General features: G+C 60.6%; 15 protein-coding genes. 7 read left to right on the forward strand and 8 right to left on the reverse strand.

Annotated elements, in window-relative coordinates; genetic code table 11:
• Window positions 1-110 precede the first annotated feature (110 nt).
• The 4 genes from J3P76_RS01350 to J3P76_RS01365 all read left to right on the forward strand — a co-directional run bounded on the left by J3P76_RS01350 (window position 111) and on the right by J3P76_RS01365 (window position 3,782).
• Complete coding sequence (locus J3P76_RS01350; protein WP_434701433.1) at window positions 111-1,346, forward strand: colicin E3/pyocin S6 family cytotoxin; 1,236 nt, start codon at window positions 111-113, stop codon at window positions 1,344-1,346.
• A 7-nt stretch (window positions 1,347-1,353) separates the two neighbouring features.
• Window positions 1,354-1,608 (forward strand): colicin E3-like toxin immunity protein, encoded by a 255-nt coding sequence (locus J3P76_RS01355; protein ID WP_434651194.1) that lies wholly within the window; start codon window positions 1,354-1,356, stop codon window positions 1,606-1,608.
• Window positions 1,609-2,089: 481 nt separating this feature from the next.
• Window positions 2,090-3,316: a 3-hydroxyacyl-CoA dehydrogenase NAD-binding domain-containing protein gene (locus tag J3P76_RS01360; RefSeq protein WP_434608355.1), complete on the forward strand. Its 1,227-nt coding sequence runs from the start codon at window positions 2,090-2,092 to the stop codon at window positions 3,314-3,316.
• 46 nt (window positions 3,317-3,362) lie between these two features.
• Window positions 3,363-3,782: an acyl-CoA thioesterase gene (locus tag J3P76_RS01365; RefSeq protein ID WP_434701434.1), complete on the forward strand. Its 420-nt coding sequence runs from the start codon at window positions 3,363-3,365 to the stop codon at window positions 3,780-3,782.
• Between the two features lie 72 nt (window positions 3,783-3,854).
• Here the strand turns inward: J3P76_RS01365 and J3P76_RS01370 are convergent, their stop codons facing one another.
• The 4 genes from J3P76_RS01370 to J3P76_RS01385 form a co-directional block, all read right to left on the reverse strand.
• Window positions 3,855-4,337, reverse strand: a complete 483-nt coding sequence (locus J3P76_RS01370) for a glycine zipper domain-containing protein (protein ID WP_420766425.1) — start codon at window positions 4,335-4,337, stop codon at window positions 3,855-3,857.
• Window positions 4,338-4,574: 237 nt separating this feature from the next.
• A complete protein-coding gene (locus J3P76_RS01375) occupies window positions 4,575-6,923 on the reverse strand; it encodes an FdhF/YdeP family oxidoreductase (protein WP_434561194.1) in 2,349 nt (782 codons plus the stop codon).
• Window positions 6,920-7,759, reverse strand: coding sequence for a formate dehydrogenase accessory sulfurtransferase FdhD (gene fdhD, locus J3P76_RS01380; RefSeq protein WP_420766423.1), 840 nt, complete (start codon window positions 7,757-7,759; stop codon window positions 6,920-6,922). The genes J3P76_RS01375 and fdhD overlap by 4 nt, the downstream gene beginning before the upstream one ends.
• Before the next feature lie 93 nt (window positions 7,760-7,852).
• On the reverse strand, window positions 7,853-8,740 hold the full coding sequence (locus J3P76_RS01385; RefSeq protein ID WP_420766422.1) for a LysR family transcriptional regulator: 888 nt from the start codon (window positions 8,738-8,740) through the stop codon (window positions 7,853-7,855).
• A gap of 135 nt (window positions 8,741-8,875) precedes the next feature.
• On the opposite strand from J3P76_RS01385, the gene lysM reads away from it, so the two are divergent.
• A complete protein-coding gene (lysM, locus tag J3P76_RS01390; RefSeq protein ID WP_434608346.1) occupies window positions 8,876-9,316 on the forward strand; it encodes a peptidoglycan-binding protein LysM in 441 nt (146 codons plus the stop codon).
• A gap of 111 nt (window positions 9,317-9,427) precedes the next feature.
• On the opposite strand, the gene yrfG is transcribed toward lysM, so the two are convergent.
• Window positions 9,428-10,090, reverse strand: coding sequence for a GMP/IMP nucleotidase (gene yrfG / locus J3P76_RS01395; protein ID WP_434649255.1), 663 nt, complete (start codon window positions 10,088-10,090; stop codon window positions 9,428-9,430).
• 89 nt (window positions 10,091-10,179) lie between these two features.
• Between yrfG and nudE the strand changes: the two genes are divergently transcribed.
• Together nudE and cysQ are read left to right on the forward strand one after the other, a co-directional pair.
• Window positions 10,180-10,746 (forward strand): ADP compounds hydrolase NudE, encoded by a 567-nt coding sequence (nudE, locus tag J3P76_RS01400; protein ID WP_434561188.1) that lies wholly within the window; start codon window positions 10,180-10,182, stop codon window positions 10,744-10,746.
• A complete protein-coding gene (cysQ, locus tag J3P76_RS01405; RefSeq protein ID WP_434701435.1) occupies window positions 10,743-11,570 on the forward strand; it encodes a 3'(2'),5'-bisphosphate nucleotidase CysQ in 828 nt (275 codons plus the stop codon). Before nudE ends, cysQ begins: the two co-directional genes overlap by 4 nt.
• Window positions 11,571-11,637: 67 nt before the next feature.
• On the opposite strand, the gene J3P76_RS01410 is transcribed toward cysQ, so the two are convergent.
• From J3P76_RS01410 to J3P76_RS01420, 3 genes are read right to left on the reverse strand one after another with little or no spacing between them, the layout of a single operon-like run.
• Window positions 11,638-12,093: a thioesterase domain-containing protein gene (locus J3P76_RS01410; protein WP_434561184.1), complete on the reverse strand. Its 456-nt coding sequence runs from the start codon at window positions 12,091-12,093 to the stop codon at window positions 11,638-11,640.
• A 32-nt stretch (window positions 12,094-12,125) separates the two neighbouring features.
• Window positions 12,126-13,517 carry a sigma-54-dependent transcriptional regulator gene (locus J3P76_RS01415; RefSeq protein ID WP_434608340.1) on the reverse strand — a complete coding sequence of 464 codons (1,392 nt, stop codon included), beginning with the start codon at window positions 13,515-13,517 and terminating at the stop codon, window positions 12,126-12,128.
• Window positions 13,514-15,322 (reverse strand): sensor histidine kinase, encoded by a 1,809-nt coding sequence (locus tag J3P76_RS01420; protein WP_420766415.1) that lies wholly within the window; start codon window positions 15,320-15,322, stop codon window positions 13,514-13,516. The genes J3P76_RS01415 and J3P76_RS01420 overlap by 4 nt, the downstream gene beginning before the upstream one ends.
• Window positions 15,323-15,349: the final 27 nt, after the last annotated feature.

Raw genomic sequence — 15,349 nt, forward strand, 5'->3', positions numbered from 1 at the left:
AAAAGTCTCACGTCGGTCTCGGAACCGTCTGGTGATCAATTCCTTGCTTACTCGGTAAGGTTCGCCGCGCCGCTTGTATTGAGCCGGCGCTGACCGAGCAAGGACGAAGCATGGCGAAAGGTAAAAGCGATATCCCTCAGGTCTGGGAGTACCGCGGTGGCGAAAGGCGCTACAGAGTCCTGCGGGACATGACCCCGGGCGAGCTGGCAAAAAGAGACGCCGATTTTAAAGCCCATGAGGACATGCTCGTTCGGCAAGAGGAATACATGAGCCAGCGGCTGGGCCAGACAAGCCAGAGGGATGCACCGAGCATCAAGGGCTGTGTGTTCGCCAAATCCTGCGAACTGCCCGATGCAATCATCGACTATCACAATCCAACCGGTTACATCCCGACGGAACTGCTGAGCGCCTATGGTGCGTTCAAATTGTTGGGCGGTCGGGAGGTTGACGCGTCAGGCTGCGTACCGCTGAAGACCATCAGCGGAGCGTTACCGGCGAGTTTTGGCACGCTCGCACTGGGTGGGACCGCTTTGGCCTCCCTTGGCGCTGGCGCGACGGTCACGGCACCCGTGGCGGCCGGCGCGCTGGTGGGGTTGGTGGGGCTGCTGATGCCTTCGAACCTGGGCGATGGTTCGCTGTACACCGAAGAGCAACTAAGGTCCCTTGAAAAAGCGCGCAGCCGGGTTCGCCTACATGTCGAAACCCAGGCCGACGGGACGCTGAAAGGGTATGGCTACAACACCCAGTCAAGACGCGACTGGGAGATGATCCCGGTGGTGACATTCCAGGCGCATGGCGAGCAGCAAGTGGCAGATTTTGGCGATGGGGTCGAGTTGATCTGGACGCCGGCGGTGGACCCTTGCGCGACGTTGGGCATCCCAGCTTTGGAGGCTGCGCCACAGGCGCCGCGTATCTGGATCTTCCCGCCGACACCCATGGCGGACAGCATTATCGTCAATCCGATTTATCCACCGGAATACAAGGATTTCATTCTTGTGTTTCCGGTGGGCTCTGGGGTTTCGCCGTTATATATAGTTTTGAGTGTTCGGCGCAAAGGGTTGCCGGAGGCAGGGCATGATTACCATCGGGCACCAAAGACAGAGGAGATTACTGGATTTGCTGACTTGAAGATCGCCAAACAAAAGACCCCTCGTCAAGGTGGGGGCGGTTTTCGCGAACGGTGGACCGATTCCAAAAAAAGAACTATTTATGAGTGGGATTTCATGCACGGTGAGTTGGAGGCATACCGTGCTAGTGATGGAAGCCATCTAGGTTCGTTTGACTATTTAACGGGCGAGCAACTAGATCGTCCGAAACCGAATCGTAATATTAAAAAATATTTGTGAGAAAAAAATGGGTCTAAAGCTAAAACTAAGTTGGTATGACAAAGAAACCGAGCTAGGCGAAGGGCGCGAATATTCACAGGATTTTGGCGACGATTCACGGGTGCTTGTTGAGCTGGGGGTGCCTGTAGAAAACAACATTAACGTGGGTGGATTTAATGTTGATGACAAATGGGCTGAGATATTACAGCCCCATTTTGAACATGTTCTAAATCTAACGCTGTATGACTATCAAGTCTCTTTTGATTATCGAGATGAGTGGTGAGCGTAAGGTAACGAGGCCGCGGGAACTACAATTGGCATTTCCACTCCAGAAAGCATTGGTGGCACTTCGGGCAGCCTCATGCACGCGCCTAGCAAGAGGCTTGTGATCAGGACGGTAGGTAACGTCAGTTTCTTCAACATGATTTTCTCCTTGGTTAATGTGCAAAGGGCATCCTGCCTTATGCTGGTCTGATCTGCTGATTCATGGATCGACGGCGCACCTTAACGCGTCAAATGACTGGAGACGAGACATCAAAACGCCTGGATTTGTATCGCTTCGTGGCAAAGCGGTAACACTCCCGAGCGGTATCATCCGGTGCGTGGAGAACACGGGCGAGTTCAATCACATCACAGGCGAGCAGACCAACAACTGCGAGCTCCATCCATCCGCTGAATGCCCTCCATCACACGAATAAATTTCAAAAAATGTCGATGGCTGACTAAGGTGAAGCAGTCTTTGGATCGCCAACAAGAGAGCAAACATGAGCCAGACATCCTTCGATATCCAGCGCGCCGCCGTGGTCGGCGCAGGCACCATGGGGCGGGGCATCGTGATGTGCCTGGCCAACGCTGGCGTTACGGTGCAGTGGGTCGATAACAATCCACAAATGCTGGAGCAGGCGCTGGCCACGGTGGCCGAGACCTACGCCCATAACGTACGCCAGGGCCGACTCGAACAAAGCGAAGCCGACGCCAGGATCGCCCGTATTGCGCGGGCGCAGGACTACGCGGCGATCCGCAACGTGGACCTGGTCATTGAAGCGGTCTACGAGAACCTCGAACTCAAGCAGAAGATATTTCGCGAGCTGGACGGCATGCTCAAGCCCGAGGCGATCCTGGCAAGTAACACCTCGGCGCTGGATATCGATGCCATTGCCGCCGCCACGCGTCGGCCAACGCAAGTGCTGGGCCTGCACTTCTTCAGCCCGGCGCACATCATGAAGTTGTTGGAGATCGTGCGCGGCGCACAAACGGCCAAGGCTGTGCTGGACGCTGCCCTGGCGCTGGGCAAGCGCATGGGCAAGGTGAGCGTGGTGTCGGGCAATTGTCACGGCTTCATCGGCAACCGAATGCTTCATCCCTATGTGCTGGAGGCGCGAAAGATGTTGTTGGAGGGTGCGTTCCCCCATCAGGTGGATGCGGCGCTGCAGGGCTTTGGTTTCGCCATGGGGCCGTTTCGCATGTACGACGTGGTCGGTATCGATCTGGAGTGGCGCGCGCGGGAGCTGGCGGGCCAAGGGCAGGATGCCCCCGAGGTGCAGGTGGACAACCGCTTGTGCGAGTTGGGTCGGTTCGGCCAGAAAAGTGGCAACGGTTATTACCACTATGAGCCGGGCAGCCGGCAGGCTGAACACGATGTAGAAGTCGATGCGCTGGTGCAGCGGGTCAGCGAGGACCTGGGTTTCCAGCGGCGTGACATCGACGCCGATGAGATCCTCGAACGCTGCTTGCTGGCGCTGGTCAACGAAGGTGCGAAGATTCTCCAGGAAGGCATTGCCGAGTCGTCCCACGATATCGACCTGGTGTATCTCAACGGCTATGGCTTCCCGGCTGACAAGGGCGGCCCGATGGCCTGGGCTGATCAGCAAGGCCTTGCGGACATCCATGCACGCTTGGTGGACCTTGAGACGAAGCAGGGGGATCAATGGAAGCCTGCTCGCCTGATCGGAGAGTTGGCGGCGCAAGGCAAGGGTTTCTCGCAGCGATAACCGACAGCCTGTCTTCCCCACAACACTGCACAACCAAGGACAAGAGATGCCCCAGCGCACCGAGTACTTTCATTTCCAGCCGGTGACTACGCGCTGGCACGACAACGATGTGTACGGTCACGTCAATAACGTCACCTACTACAGCTTTTTCGATACGGCGGTGAATACCTACCTGATCGAGGCCGGTGGACTGGATATCCATGACGGCGAAGTAGTGGGTTTCGTGGTGAGTTCAGCCTGCGACTATTTTGCATCGATCGCATTTCCGGACCGGATCGAGATCGGCCTGCGGGTCGCCAAGCTGGGCAACAGTTCGGTGCAATACGAGCTGGCGGTGTTCAAGGAGAACGAGCAGGAGGCCTGCGCGGCGGGGCGCTTCGTGCATGTGTTCGTGGACCGGATGTCGAATCAGCCAGTGCCGATCCCGGGTCGGCTACGCGAGGCATTGGAACGATTGGTACCCTGAAACGAAAAATCGCAGCCTCCGGTCAGTCTCCCGAAGGCTGCGATCATCTAACGGTACGGGTCAAACCGGCCGTCAATCGTCGTGATAGCGATGCTTGTGCTTGTGCTTGCGATGTCCGTAGGCATGACCGCGGCCCCGGTGGCCATCGCGGTAGTAGCGGCGATCGCTACGGCGACCTTCGTAACGGTCGTCATCGTCGTCCTTGCCCATGTAGTTACCCAGTGCGCCACCGGCGCCACCGCCCGCTGCGGCACCGATCAGGCTGCCCGTGGAGCCGCCCACGCTGCGGCCGACCACGTTACCGCCGGCTGCACCCAGTGCGCCGCCGATTGCCGCTTCGCCGCGGCTATGTTTGTCTGCGCCGACTGCGCTACCGCCCGCGCCGCCCAGGGCCGCGCCGATAGTGGAGCCGGTGTTGCCGCCCAGGGACTGGCCGACGACCGAACCCAAAACCCCGCCCAATGCGCCGCCTACACCTGCTTCGGCGGTACCGCCGGCAGACGCGACGCCACTGACCAGGCCAAGGGACAACAAGAGAATGGAGGAGAACTTCATAGAGGAGCCTCAAAGGGATGACGGCGCGATCCTGAGGCTGGCTTCGCTTGGTTACAATCGAAATCCGACGAGTAACACGACTTGTGCACAATTCGCTAAGTTACTGTTTTCATAGCGGAACTTAAGTAGATTTTGCCGGTCTTTAGCTACTTCAGACAGGCCGTTTTCACTGGAAAACGGCCTTTTTCATGGGCGTCTGAAAGTGCCCGGCAAGGCCAGTACAACGCCAGGATTGACTCAGGCCGATTTGGCCATGATCAGCCCGTTCTCGCTCGCCGCTTCCAGACGGATCGCCACGAACTTCGAGGTCGGGGTGTGGCTGCCGTCACCGGTACTTTCCAAGGGTACCAGCGGGTTCACTTCCGGGTAGTAGGCGGCGGCCTGTCCGGCCGGGATGTCGAAGGCCAGCAAGGTAAACCCTTTGACCCGCCGCTCGCGTCCGTCGTCCCACAGGGAAACGATGTCGGCCTTTTGCCCGGGTTTGAAGCCCAGTCGGATGATGTCCGCTTCGTTGACGAACAGTACGTCACGCTGGCCTTTCACACCGCGATAGCGATCATCGAGGCCGTAGATGGTGGTGTTGTACTGGTCGTGGGAGCGCATGGATTGCAGGATCAGGTCCGGCAATTGCCCTGTGGCTCGGGTCCGCTCGTGGAGCAGGTCGGTCGGCAACCGGTTGGGCTTGAAGTTGGCGCGGCCCGACGGTGTGTTCCAGCGACGGGCACCGGCACTGTTGCCCAGATAGAAGCCACCGGGATTCTTGAGTTTCTGGTTGAAGTCCTTGAAGCCGGGGATGGTCTCGGCGATCAGGTCGCGGATGCGGCTGTAATCGGCCACGAGCCAGTTCCAATCCACCGGACGGCTGCCCAGCGTGGCGGCAGCGATGCCGGCGATGATCCACGGCTCCGAACGCATCTGGTTCGACAACGGCTGCAATTGGCCATTGGAGGCGTGGACCATGCTGAACGAGTCTTCCACGGTCACGGCCTGGGAGCCTTCGGCTTGCAGGTCGATGTCGGTGCGACCGAGGCACGGCAGGATCAACGCATCTTTCCCGTGGGCCAGATGACTGCGGTTGAGCTTGGTGCTGATCTGTACGGTCAGGTCACAATTGCGCAGGGCCTGGAAGGTGCGGTGGCTATCGGGAGTAGCCTGGGCGAAATTGCCGCCCAAGGCGATAAATACCTTGGCCCGGCCCTCGGCCATGGCGTGGATCGCCTCGACTACGTTATGGCCGTTTTCACGCGGCACCTTGAACTGGAAACGCCGCTCCAGCGCGTCGAGGAACGCAACGGGCGGACGCTCGTTGATGCCCATGGTCCGGTCGCCCTGCACATTACTGTGCCCTCGCACCGGGCAAAGCCCCGCGCCTGGCTTGCCGATGTTGCCACGCAGCATCATCAGGTTGGCGATTTCCTGGATGGTCGCGACGGAATGGCGGTGCTGGGTAATGCCCATCGCCCAGCACATGATCACGTTGCTGGCTTTGGCGTACATGCGCGCGGCCTGCTCGATCTCGGCCAGGGTCAGGCCTGATTGTTCGGCGATTTGTTCCCATGGGGTGTCATCGACGACCGCCAGGTATTCCAGGACATCGACGCTGTGTTCGTTGAGGAACCCATGGTCGAATACTGCGGGGCCGCCGCTGTTCTGTGCTTCACGCTCCCATTGCAGCAGGAACTTCGCCATGCCGCGCAGCACGGCCATGTCTCCGCCCAGGGCTGGACGGAAATACGCGGTATTGGTGGGTTTATCACCGTTGGTTAGCATTTCCAGCGGGTGTTGCGGATGCTGGAAGCGCTCCAGGCCACGCTCTTTCAGCGGGTTGATGCATACGACCTGGGCGCCGCGCTTCACGGCTTCGCGCAGCGGTTCGAGCATCCGTGGGTGGTTGGTGCCGGGGTTCTGGCCCCAGACGAAGATCGCGTCGGCATGCTCGAAGTCGTCAAATGTCACCGTGCCTTTGCCAACACCCACACTCTGGGACAGGGCTACACCGCTGGCCTCATGGCACATGTTCGAACAATCGGGGAAATTGTTGGTGCCGTACGCGCGCACAAACAATTGATACAGATAGGCTGCCTCGTTGCTGGCCCGGCCCGAGGTGTAGAACTCGGCCTCGTTCGGGTTGGACAGTCCCTGCAGATGCTTGCCGATCAACGCAAATGCCGCATCCCAGCTGATGGGCTTGTAGCGGTCGGTTTGCGCGTCGTATTGCATCGGCTCCGTCAGGCGCCCCTGGTATTCAAGCCAGTAGTCACTCTGCTCGAGCAATGACGTGACGCTGTGCTTGGCAAAAAAAGCGGCGTCGACACGACGTTTGGTCGCTTCCCAGTTCACCGCCTTGGCGCCGTTCTCACAGAACTTCACCATGCCGCTTTCCGGCGAATCACCCCAGGCGCAGCCAGGGCAATCGAAGCCGCCGTTCTGGTTGGTCTTGAGCATCATGCGGATGTTTTTCAGCGCGTTATCGCTGGTCAGCCAGGCCTGGGCAACGCTGATCAGCGCGCCCCAACCACCGGCTGGGCCCTTGTAGGGTTTGTAGCGCGGTGCGGGTTTCTGGTTGGCTTGTTGATAATTGCTCACGCTTGTTTCTCCATCGCAGGGCTATAGACCCGCGGCGCACTTTTTTGCGGCAGGTGGATGAGGTTGAGGTTGTGTTGGCGGGCCCATTGCACGGCAAGGCCCGTGGGCGACGACAGGCTGACCAACGTCTGGATGCCGGCGCGCAGTACTTTCTGGATCAATTCGAGACTGCAACGGCTGGTGACGATTGCCACGCCACCAGCCACCGGGATTTGCTGACGGATCAACGCGCCGATCAATTTATCGAGAGCGTTGTGCCGGCCAATGTCTTCGCGGCCCATCAGCAACTCGCCGTTGGCGTTCATGAACAATGCCGCATGGACGGCGCCACAGTGCTGGCCCAGGGGCTGGAACTGGCTGATGCGTTGACGCAGGCCATCGAGCCATTGCGCTGGTGGCAAGGGTGCCCCGGGCAGCGACTTGAGGTCGGGCAGCGCCTGTTCCACGGCTTCCACGCCACAGAGTCCGCAGCCACTGGTGCCGGCCATTTGGCGACGTTGCTCCTTGAGATTCCAGAAGGCGCGATTGGCGATGGTGACCTGGGCATATTGGGCCGAACCGGCGCCGCTCAGTTGCAAGTCGTAAATGTCCGCTGGATCCTCGATGATGCCGCTGCCCAGGCTGAACCCGACGATAAAATCCTCGAGATCGGTTGGCGTGACCAGCATCACCGCTTGGCTGATGCCGTTATAGGCAATGGCCAACGCCACTTCCTCGGCCAGCGCGGCGCTGGCCGATTCGAAGTGCTCCAGGTTGCAGTAGCGATAGCTCTGGCTGGCGGCTGGCGTGGAAGGTTCCACGTCAGGCACTGGACAGGCCTGAGGCTTGTCGTTCATGGGCATCACTGAAAGTAGGAATAGTGCTAAGACTAAATGCGGCAATCTGCCACGTCTAATCGCTATTACTGATCTTTCAATAGATGACGTCGATCAAGGAAAGGTTATTGATTTCTGGTAAAGGGCGAAACAAGCCTCCGCCAACGCCGAGCGCGGAGCCCCGCGCCGCATGATCAGCCCAAGCGGAACAAGGGTTTGGGCGTTTTCGATGGGCTGGATGCGCAAGTCCTCGGTCATGACGTTCAGTCCGCTGTCCAATGGGACCACCGCGCAGCACAATCCGCCATGCACCGCTTGCAGCAATTGATGCACGGCGTCGGTTTGCAGCAACGGTTGAGGTGCAAGGCCTCGGCTATGAAACGCGTGATCGATGGATTGGCGAAAATGCATGCCGCTGGTGAGCATGCCCAGGGGCAGTTCAACCAGTGATTCCCATCTCAGCGGTTCTTCGCCAAAAAAGAAAAACCGCTGGTCGTACAGCAGGCCCATGCGGGTGTGGCTGAAGGGCAAGGATTCGAAGCGCTCGTTATCCAGGCGTTCCATGTAGGAAATGCCCAGGTCGATGCGGTTGTTCGCCAATTGTTCGAGGATGCGCTCCGAACTCAAAGACGATAATTCGAAGCGCAGGCTCGGGTGCTCGGTGTGCAGGCGTTGCATCATCGACAGCGGGTCGAAATCCGACAGCGGCACCACGCCCAGGCGCAGCGTACCCACCAGGTTGCCACGGCAGGCCGCCGCTTCGGCCTGAAGCCCGTCATAGGCCGCCAGCACTGTGCGTGCCCAAGCCAGCACCCGTTCGCCTGGCGCGGTAAAACCCTCGAAACGCTGGCCGCGGTTGACCAACGGAAGGCCCAGCTCTTCTTCCAGGCTGCGCAAACGCATCGACAGGGTGGGTTGGGTGATGTGACAACGGGCGGCAGCCTGGCCGAAGTGGCGGGTTTCGTCGAGCGCGATGAGAAATTTCAGCTGCTTGATGTCCATCTTCACTCCTTGGCGCGGGAAGATTGGGATTCTAGCGCTTTGGGCGTGTTGGGGTCATTGGTCGGTTGGAAGGCGGGCTCGGTGGGCTTGGTCTAGGCTTTGTGTCTGGACATTCAATTCCAAGGAGCAAGCGCCATGAGTCTTTTTAGTTTTGTGAAGGAGGCGGGTGAGAAACTTATCGATCTCCTGACCCCCGGTAATGCCAATGCCGGTGAGCAATTGAAGGAGCACATCAGTAAAGTCGGGCTGGGCAACCCCAATATCCAAGCGACCGTTGAAGGTGACAAAGTCATCGTGACCGGTGAAGTCTCGAGCCAGGAGGAAAAAGAAAAGGTCCTGCTGGCTGTGGGCAATATCCAAGGTGTCGGCAGTGTTGACGATCAGATCACCGTGACTGGGCCGGTAGCGCAGGCCGCACGTTTCGTAACCGTGAAGAAGGGTGACACGCTCAGCGCCATATCCAAGGCCGAGTACGGTGACGCCAACAAGTACAACAAGATCTTTGAAGCCAACAAGCCGATGCTTTCGCACCCAGACAAAATCTATCCGGGGCAGGTGCTGCGTATTCCGGAATAGACTGCCGCATTTGCGGCGCCTTCATCGCGAGCAGGCTCGCCCCCACAGAGGCTTTGGTTCGCGGCGAAACCATTGTGGGAGCGAGCTTGCTCGCGATGAAGGCAGCGCGGTTCAAAGCCCGGCAATCAAATCCCGATAATCCCCGACCGCTTCGAATTCCCCGGTATCCTTCGGCCCCTTGCGGCTGTCCGGTTCGCTGACCGCCAGCAGATGCGCGATGCCAAAATCACGGGCGCTGCGCAAGACTGGCAAGGTATCGTCAATGAACAGGCTGCGAGCGGGGTCGAAGTCCAGGTCGGCTTGCAAGGCATCCCAGAACTGCGGGTTCTCCTTGGGGAAACCGTAATCGTGAGAGCTGATCAAACGCTCGAAATACGGGGCGAGCTCGATACGCTCCAGCTTCAGCGACAGCGAGTCTCGATGGGCGTTAGTGATCATCACGACGCGTTTGCCGGCCCTTTGGATCGCTGCCAGGAACGTATCGGCATCGGGGCGCAGGGCGATCAGGTGGGCGGTTTCCAGTTTCAATTCGCGCACCGGCAGCTTCAGCTCCGCGCTCCAGAAGTCCAGGCAGTACCACTGCAACTGGCCGGCGTTGCGCTCGAACAGCGGTTGCAGCTCCATCTCGGCCATCGCGCGGCTGACGCCATGCAGTTCGGCGTAGCGCTGAGGCAGGTGTTCCAGCCAGAAATGGTTGTCGTAATGCAGGTCCAGCAGGGTGCCGTCCATGTCCAGCAGGACCGTGTCGATCGCGTGCCAAGGCAACGAGGCCATAAAAACTTCTCCAGCGGTAATCGGATATCCGACACAAACAATCAGAATAGGCCGGGTATAGTAGCCCGCTATCGCCCAGGGAGCCGTTTATGCGCCAGAAACCCACCATACTCGACCGACGGATCGTCGCCACCAGCCGCCTGTTTTGCGTGGAAGAAATGAAGCTGCGTTTTTCCAATGGTGTGGAGCGCACTTACGAGCGTTTGGCGGCCAAGAGCCCTGGCTACGGCGCGGTGATGATTGTTGCGATGCTCGACGCCGACCATGCCGTGCTGGTGGAAGAGTATTGTGGCGGTACCGACGCTTATGAGTGGTCATTGCCCAAGGGTTTGGTCGAGCCGGGCGAAGACGTGCTGGCGGCGGCCGAGCGCGAGCTCAAGGAAGAGGCCGGTTTTGGCGCGCGTCAGCTGGAACACCTGACGGAGCTGTCGTTGTCGCCTGGCTACATGAGCCAGAAGATCCAAGTGGTGCTGGCGACCGACCTGTATGAAGAGCGGCTGGAGGGCGACGAACCCGAGCCGATGCGAGTGGACAAGATCAACCTGGGCGAGCTCTCGGCCCTTGCACAAAATCCCCAATTCACCGAGGGACGGGCGCTGGCGGCGTTGTATCTGGCTCGCGACCTGCTGACCCAGCGTGGAGCCTACCTGCCATGATTTTTCCTCACCCGCTGATGGTCCCGGTGATCGAACTGGCGCTTCGGGCCGGCGCGGCAATCCTGCCGTTCTGGCGCGCCGATGTAGAAGTTGCGCACAAGGCGGATGAATCGCCTGTAACCGCCGCGGACATGGCCGCCCACGATGTCATCGTCGCTGGATTGACCGCGCTGGCGCCGGATATTCCGATCCTCTCCGAGGAGGACGCCGATATCGCGCAAAGCGTCCGCGCTACCTGGAAACGCTGGTGGCTGGTGGACCCGCTGGATGGCACCAAGGAATTCATCTCGGGCAGTGAAGAGTTCACCGTCAACATCGCCTTGGTCGAAGAGGGGCGGGTGGTGTTCGGCGTGGTCTCGATGCCCACCAATGGCCGTTTCTACGTCGGTGGCGTGGGGCTGGGGGCCTGGCGTGGCGAGAAAGGCGTCGAGCCTTCGCCGATCACGGTGCGTAACGCGCTGGCGCCTGGAGACGCTTTTACCGTGGTCGCCAGCCGGCGCCACACCAGTGCGGAGCAGGAGCGCCTATTGGCCGGCTTGAGTGAGAGCCTCGGCGCCTTGCAACTGACCAACATCGGCAGTTCGCTGAAATTCTGCCTGTTGGCTGAAGGCGCCGCCGATTGTTACCCCCGTTTGGCGCCAACGTCTCAGTGGGACACCGCCGCCGCCCAGGGCGTACTCGAAGGAGCGGGCGGCGAGGTGCTGGACCTGAGCGGCGAACCGTTCCGCTATCCACCGCGCGAGTCGCTGTTGAATGCTTCGTTCCTGGCGCTGCCGGCGAAAGCGGCGTGGCGTGGGAAGCTGTTGGAGCTTGCCCGCTCTTGAACCAAGGCTGATTTCTGGCCGAATGCTTTTGTGAGAGCAAGCCCCTCGCCACGTGAATTAACGATGATCAGCGGTGCAAAACGTATTGCCCTTCGAATTGCACCGCCACATTCTCGCTGTCGACGTTCAACACCCGCGTTTGTAATGCCAGCCGCGCCCGCCCGTAGCGCTTATAAGTCGCCACGAAACGTTTCCAGGTCTTTTCATCGGGCGCGTCGCAAATGACGGTTGCGTCTCGGGTCACGGGCAGCGGATAGCTGATCTGCCCTTCCTGGATCACGATGTGTCCGTCTTCGACTCCCTCCTCGCGCAAGGCCAGGTGCAACCAGCCCCAGCCACCCAGCACCGCGCCGCAATACAGGCTCCCCCCGAACATGGTGCTCTTGTGGTTGACGTTGGCCTCGAGCGGCAGGAACAGACGCAGCTGGCGGGCCTGCCATTGGAGCACCTTCAGGCCCATGTCCCGGGTCAATGGGATGTCCCGGTGCAGGATCGTTTCCAGATAATGGCTGTCGCGGTTCATGCGGGCCCTCTTCTAACGGTGGGTGGCAGGACTCAATCGGAATCGTCGGCCTGGCCTGGGCTATTGTCGCCGAAGGCCAGTCCATGCTTGCGCAGCTTGTCGTGCAGGGTTTTGCGTGGAATGCCCAACGCTTCGGCAAGGCTGCGCACTGAACTGTGAGGCCGTGCCAGCTCGGCGGCTATGAGGGTTTTTTCGAAGTTCTCAACCTGCTCGCTCAAACCGCCGCTGACGGTTTGCACCGGGGCGCCTGGCTGGCCTTCCGGCGTGCTGCTATCCAGGGCCAGCTCCAGGCCCAGGGCGAAACGCTCGGCGGCGTTCTGCAATTCGCGTACGTTGCCCGGCCAGTCATGGCGCAACAACAGCGCCCGGTGGGCCGGTAGCAGTTCGTGGGGCGGCAGGCCATGACGGGCGCTGGCCTCATCGGCAAAATGCTGGAACAGCATCAGCACGTCCTCACCGCGCTCGCGCAACGGCGGTATGCGCAGCGGCGCGACATTCAGCCGGTAATACAAGTCGGCGCGAAAGCGGCCTTGATCGGCGGCCTGGCGCAGGTCTTCCTTGGTGGCGGCGACGATACGGATGTCCAGGGGGATCTGCTGATTGCCACCCAGTCGTTCCACCACCCGCTCTTGCAGCAGGCGAAGCAATTTGACCTGCACGTCCAGGCTCATGCTTTCGATTTCATCGAGAAACAACGTGCCGCCATTGGCGAATTCGAATTTGCCGATACGGCGCTTCTGCGCGCCGGTGAAGGCGCCGGGTTCGTGGCCGAACAGTTCGCTTTCAACCACCGACTCGGCCAAAGCGCCGGCGTTGATCGCCACGAACGGCCCGTTGCGTCGACTCGAGAGATCGTGCAGCGCGCGGGCGACCACTTCCTTGCCGGCGCCGGTTTCACCCAGGATCAACACGTCGGCGCGCGTCGCTGCCAAGGCACCGATCTGCTCGCGCAGGCGCAACATGGGCGACGATTGTCCTACCAGCCGGGCGCTGAGTTCATGGCGATCGCTGAGGGCCAGGCGCAGGCTGCGGTTATCCAGGACCAGGCGCCGCAAAGCCAGGGCCCGACGCACACTGTCGAGCAGATGATCGCTGGCAAAGGGTTTTTCGAGAAAGTCGTAGGCCCCGGCGCGCATTGCCTGCACGGCCAGCGGTACATCGCCATGGCCGGTAATCAGCAGCACTGGCAGGTCCGGGTCCTGGGCGTGCAGTTGGCCCAGCAGTTCCAGGCCGTCCATGCCGGGCATGCGGATATCGCTGACCACCACGCCTGGCCAATCCCTCGGCAGTTGCCCGGCCAGGCCGTTGGCCTCGCCCAGTGGCAGGATTTTCAGCCCAGCCAGGTCGAGGGTCTGGCTCAGGGCCTGACGCAGGTGGGGATCGTCGTCGATCAGCACCACCTCAATCTGGTTTTCGATGGTCATACACTACGGTCCTCGGACGGTTGCAGGCTCACCCCGGGCGCACCCGCCCGCAGCTTCAGGGTAATCAGGGCGCCGCCTTCCTTGTGGTTGGCGAACAACAATTCGCCGCCGAAGGCGCGCATCAGGGTGTCGCAGATTGCCAGCCCCAGGCCAAGGCCCTGGGTGCGAGTCTTGGTGGTGTAGAACGGCTCACCGGCGCGGCCGAGGGCTTCCATGCAGAAACCCGGGCCGTTATCGCGGATGTACAGGTTGACGCCGGTTTCGGTCGCCTGGGCACTGAGCCAGAGTCTACGCGGCGGACCTTTTTCAGTCAGGGCATCCAGGGCATTGGCCAGCAGGTTGCCCAGCACCTGGCGCAGGCGTGTTTCACCGGCCTCGACCCACAAGGTGGCGGCGGGCAGGTCACGGATCAACTCCACTTCCATGCTGCGCCGACGTTTGGCGAGCAAGGCAAGGGCATCGTCCAGCGCCGGTTGCAGCGCGACGCTTTCCGGGGCGTGGCGGTCGCGGCGCGCGAAGGCGCGCAGGTGAGCGATGATCGACGCCATGCGCCCGGTCAGTTCGTTGATCAGCTTGAGGTTGCCACGGGCGTCGTCGGTGCGTTGGTGATCGAGCAGTATTTCTGCGTTTTCGGCATAACTTCTGATCGCCGCCAACGGTTGGTTGAGTTCATGGCTGATGCTGGCCGACATGGTGCCGAGCGCCGACAACTTGCCGGCCTGCACCAAATCATCCTGGGCACGGACCAGTTCCTGCTGGGCGTGCTCGCGTTCCAGCACCTCTTGCTTGAGACGACGGTTGAGGCCCTCCAGGTCGCTGGTGCGTTCCGCGACGCGGCCCTCCAATTCATGACGGGCCTTGGCCTCGAAGGCGATTCTTTCCAGGTAGTGGCGCCTGCGCTGCATCATCAACCCGAGCAACAGCATCAAGACCAGCAATGCCGCGCCGCCGATGACGACCACCGTGCGCACCGGGCGGTCAATCAGGGTGCGCGGGGCCAGGATGCTCACATTCCAGCCGGTTTCTTCGATGGCCTGGGTCTGGGTCAGCCAGGCATTGGGGTCCAGGTTGAGCGGCTTGGGGTCACGGGTAGGGTAGGGTTGTATCGCGCTGATCGCCTTGCTTTCCGGATCGCTCAGGGGCCGCGTCGAGCGGAAACGCCATTCCTGGCGCGAGGTGAGAATGACCACGCCGTTGTGGTCGGTCACCAAGAGCTGTTCAGGCGTTTTGCCCCATAGGCTTTCGGTGTGGTCCAGGTCCACCTTGACCACCAATACGCCGATGACTTTTTCGCGATCATGCACGGCGGCAGCGAAGAAATAACCGCGTTTGCCCGATGTGGTGCCCAGGCCGAAAAAACGTCCCAGGCGCCCGGCCATGGCCTCGATGTAATAAGGGCGAAAGGCGAAATTGCGACCGACGAAGCTGTCGTGCTTATCCCAGTTAGACGCCGCCAGGGTCTTGCCCGTGGCGTCCATCAGGTACATGACCTCGGCGCCGGTCTGGGCGCTGATGTTTTTCAATAACCGGTTGGCATTGCCCTGGGTGACGCCATCGTCCGGCGTCGACAAGGCCGCGCGCAGGGCCGGAAGCTCGCCGAGTATCTGGGGCAGTACTTCGTAGCGGTGCAACGTCCCCAGCAGGTTGGCGACGTAGAGGTCGAGTGTCTGTCTGTTCTGCCCGGCCAGTTCGCTGCGGTAGTAACGCTCGGCCAGATGCTCAAGCGGCCACAGCAACGGTGCCAGGCACAGCGCGAGCAACGCCAGGCTGCGCCAACGAGGTCTGCGGGGGAGGGTGGAGGTCATGGAAGTCTGCGCCTGGGGTTACAGGCG

Source organism: Pseudomonas sp. D1-36, from assembly GCF_051132205.1.
In the GTDB taxonomy this organism is placed as follows: domain Bacteria; phylum Pseudomonadota; class Gammaproteobacteria; order Pseudomonadales; family Pseudomonadaceae; genus Aquipseudomonas.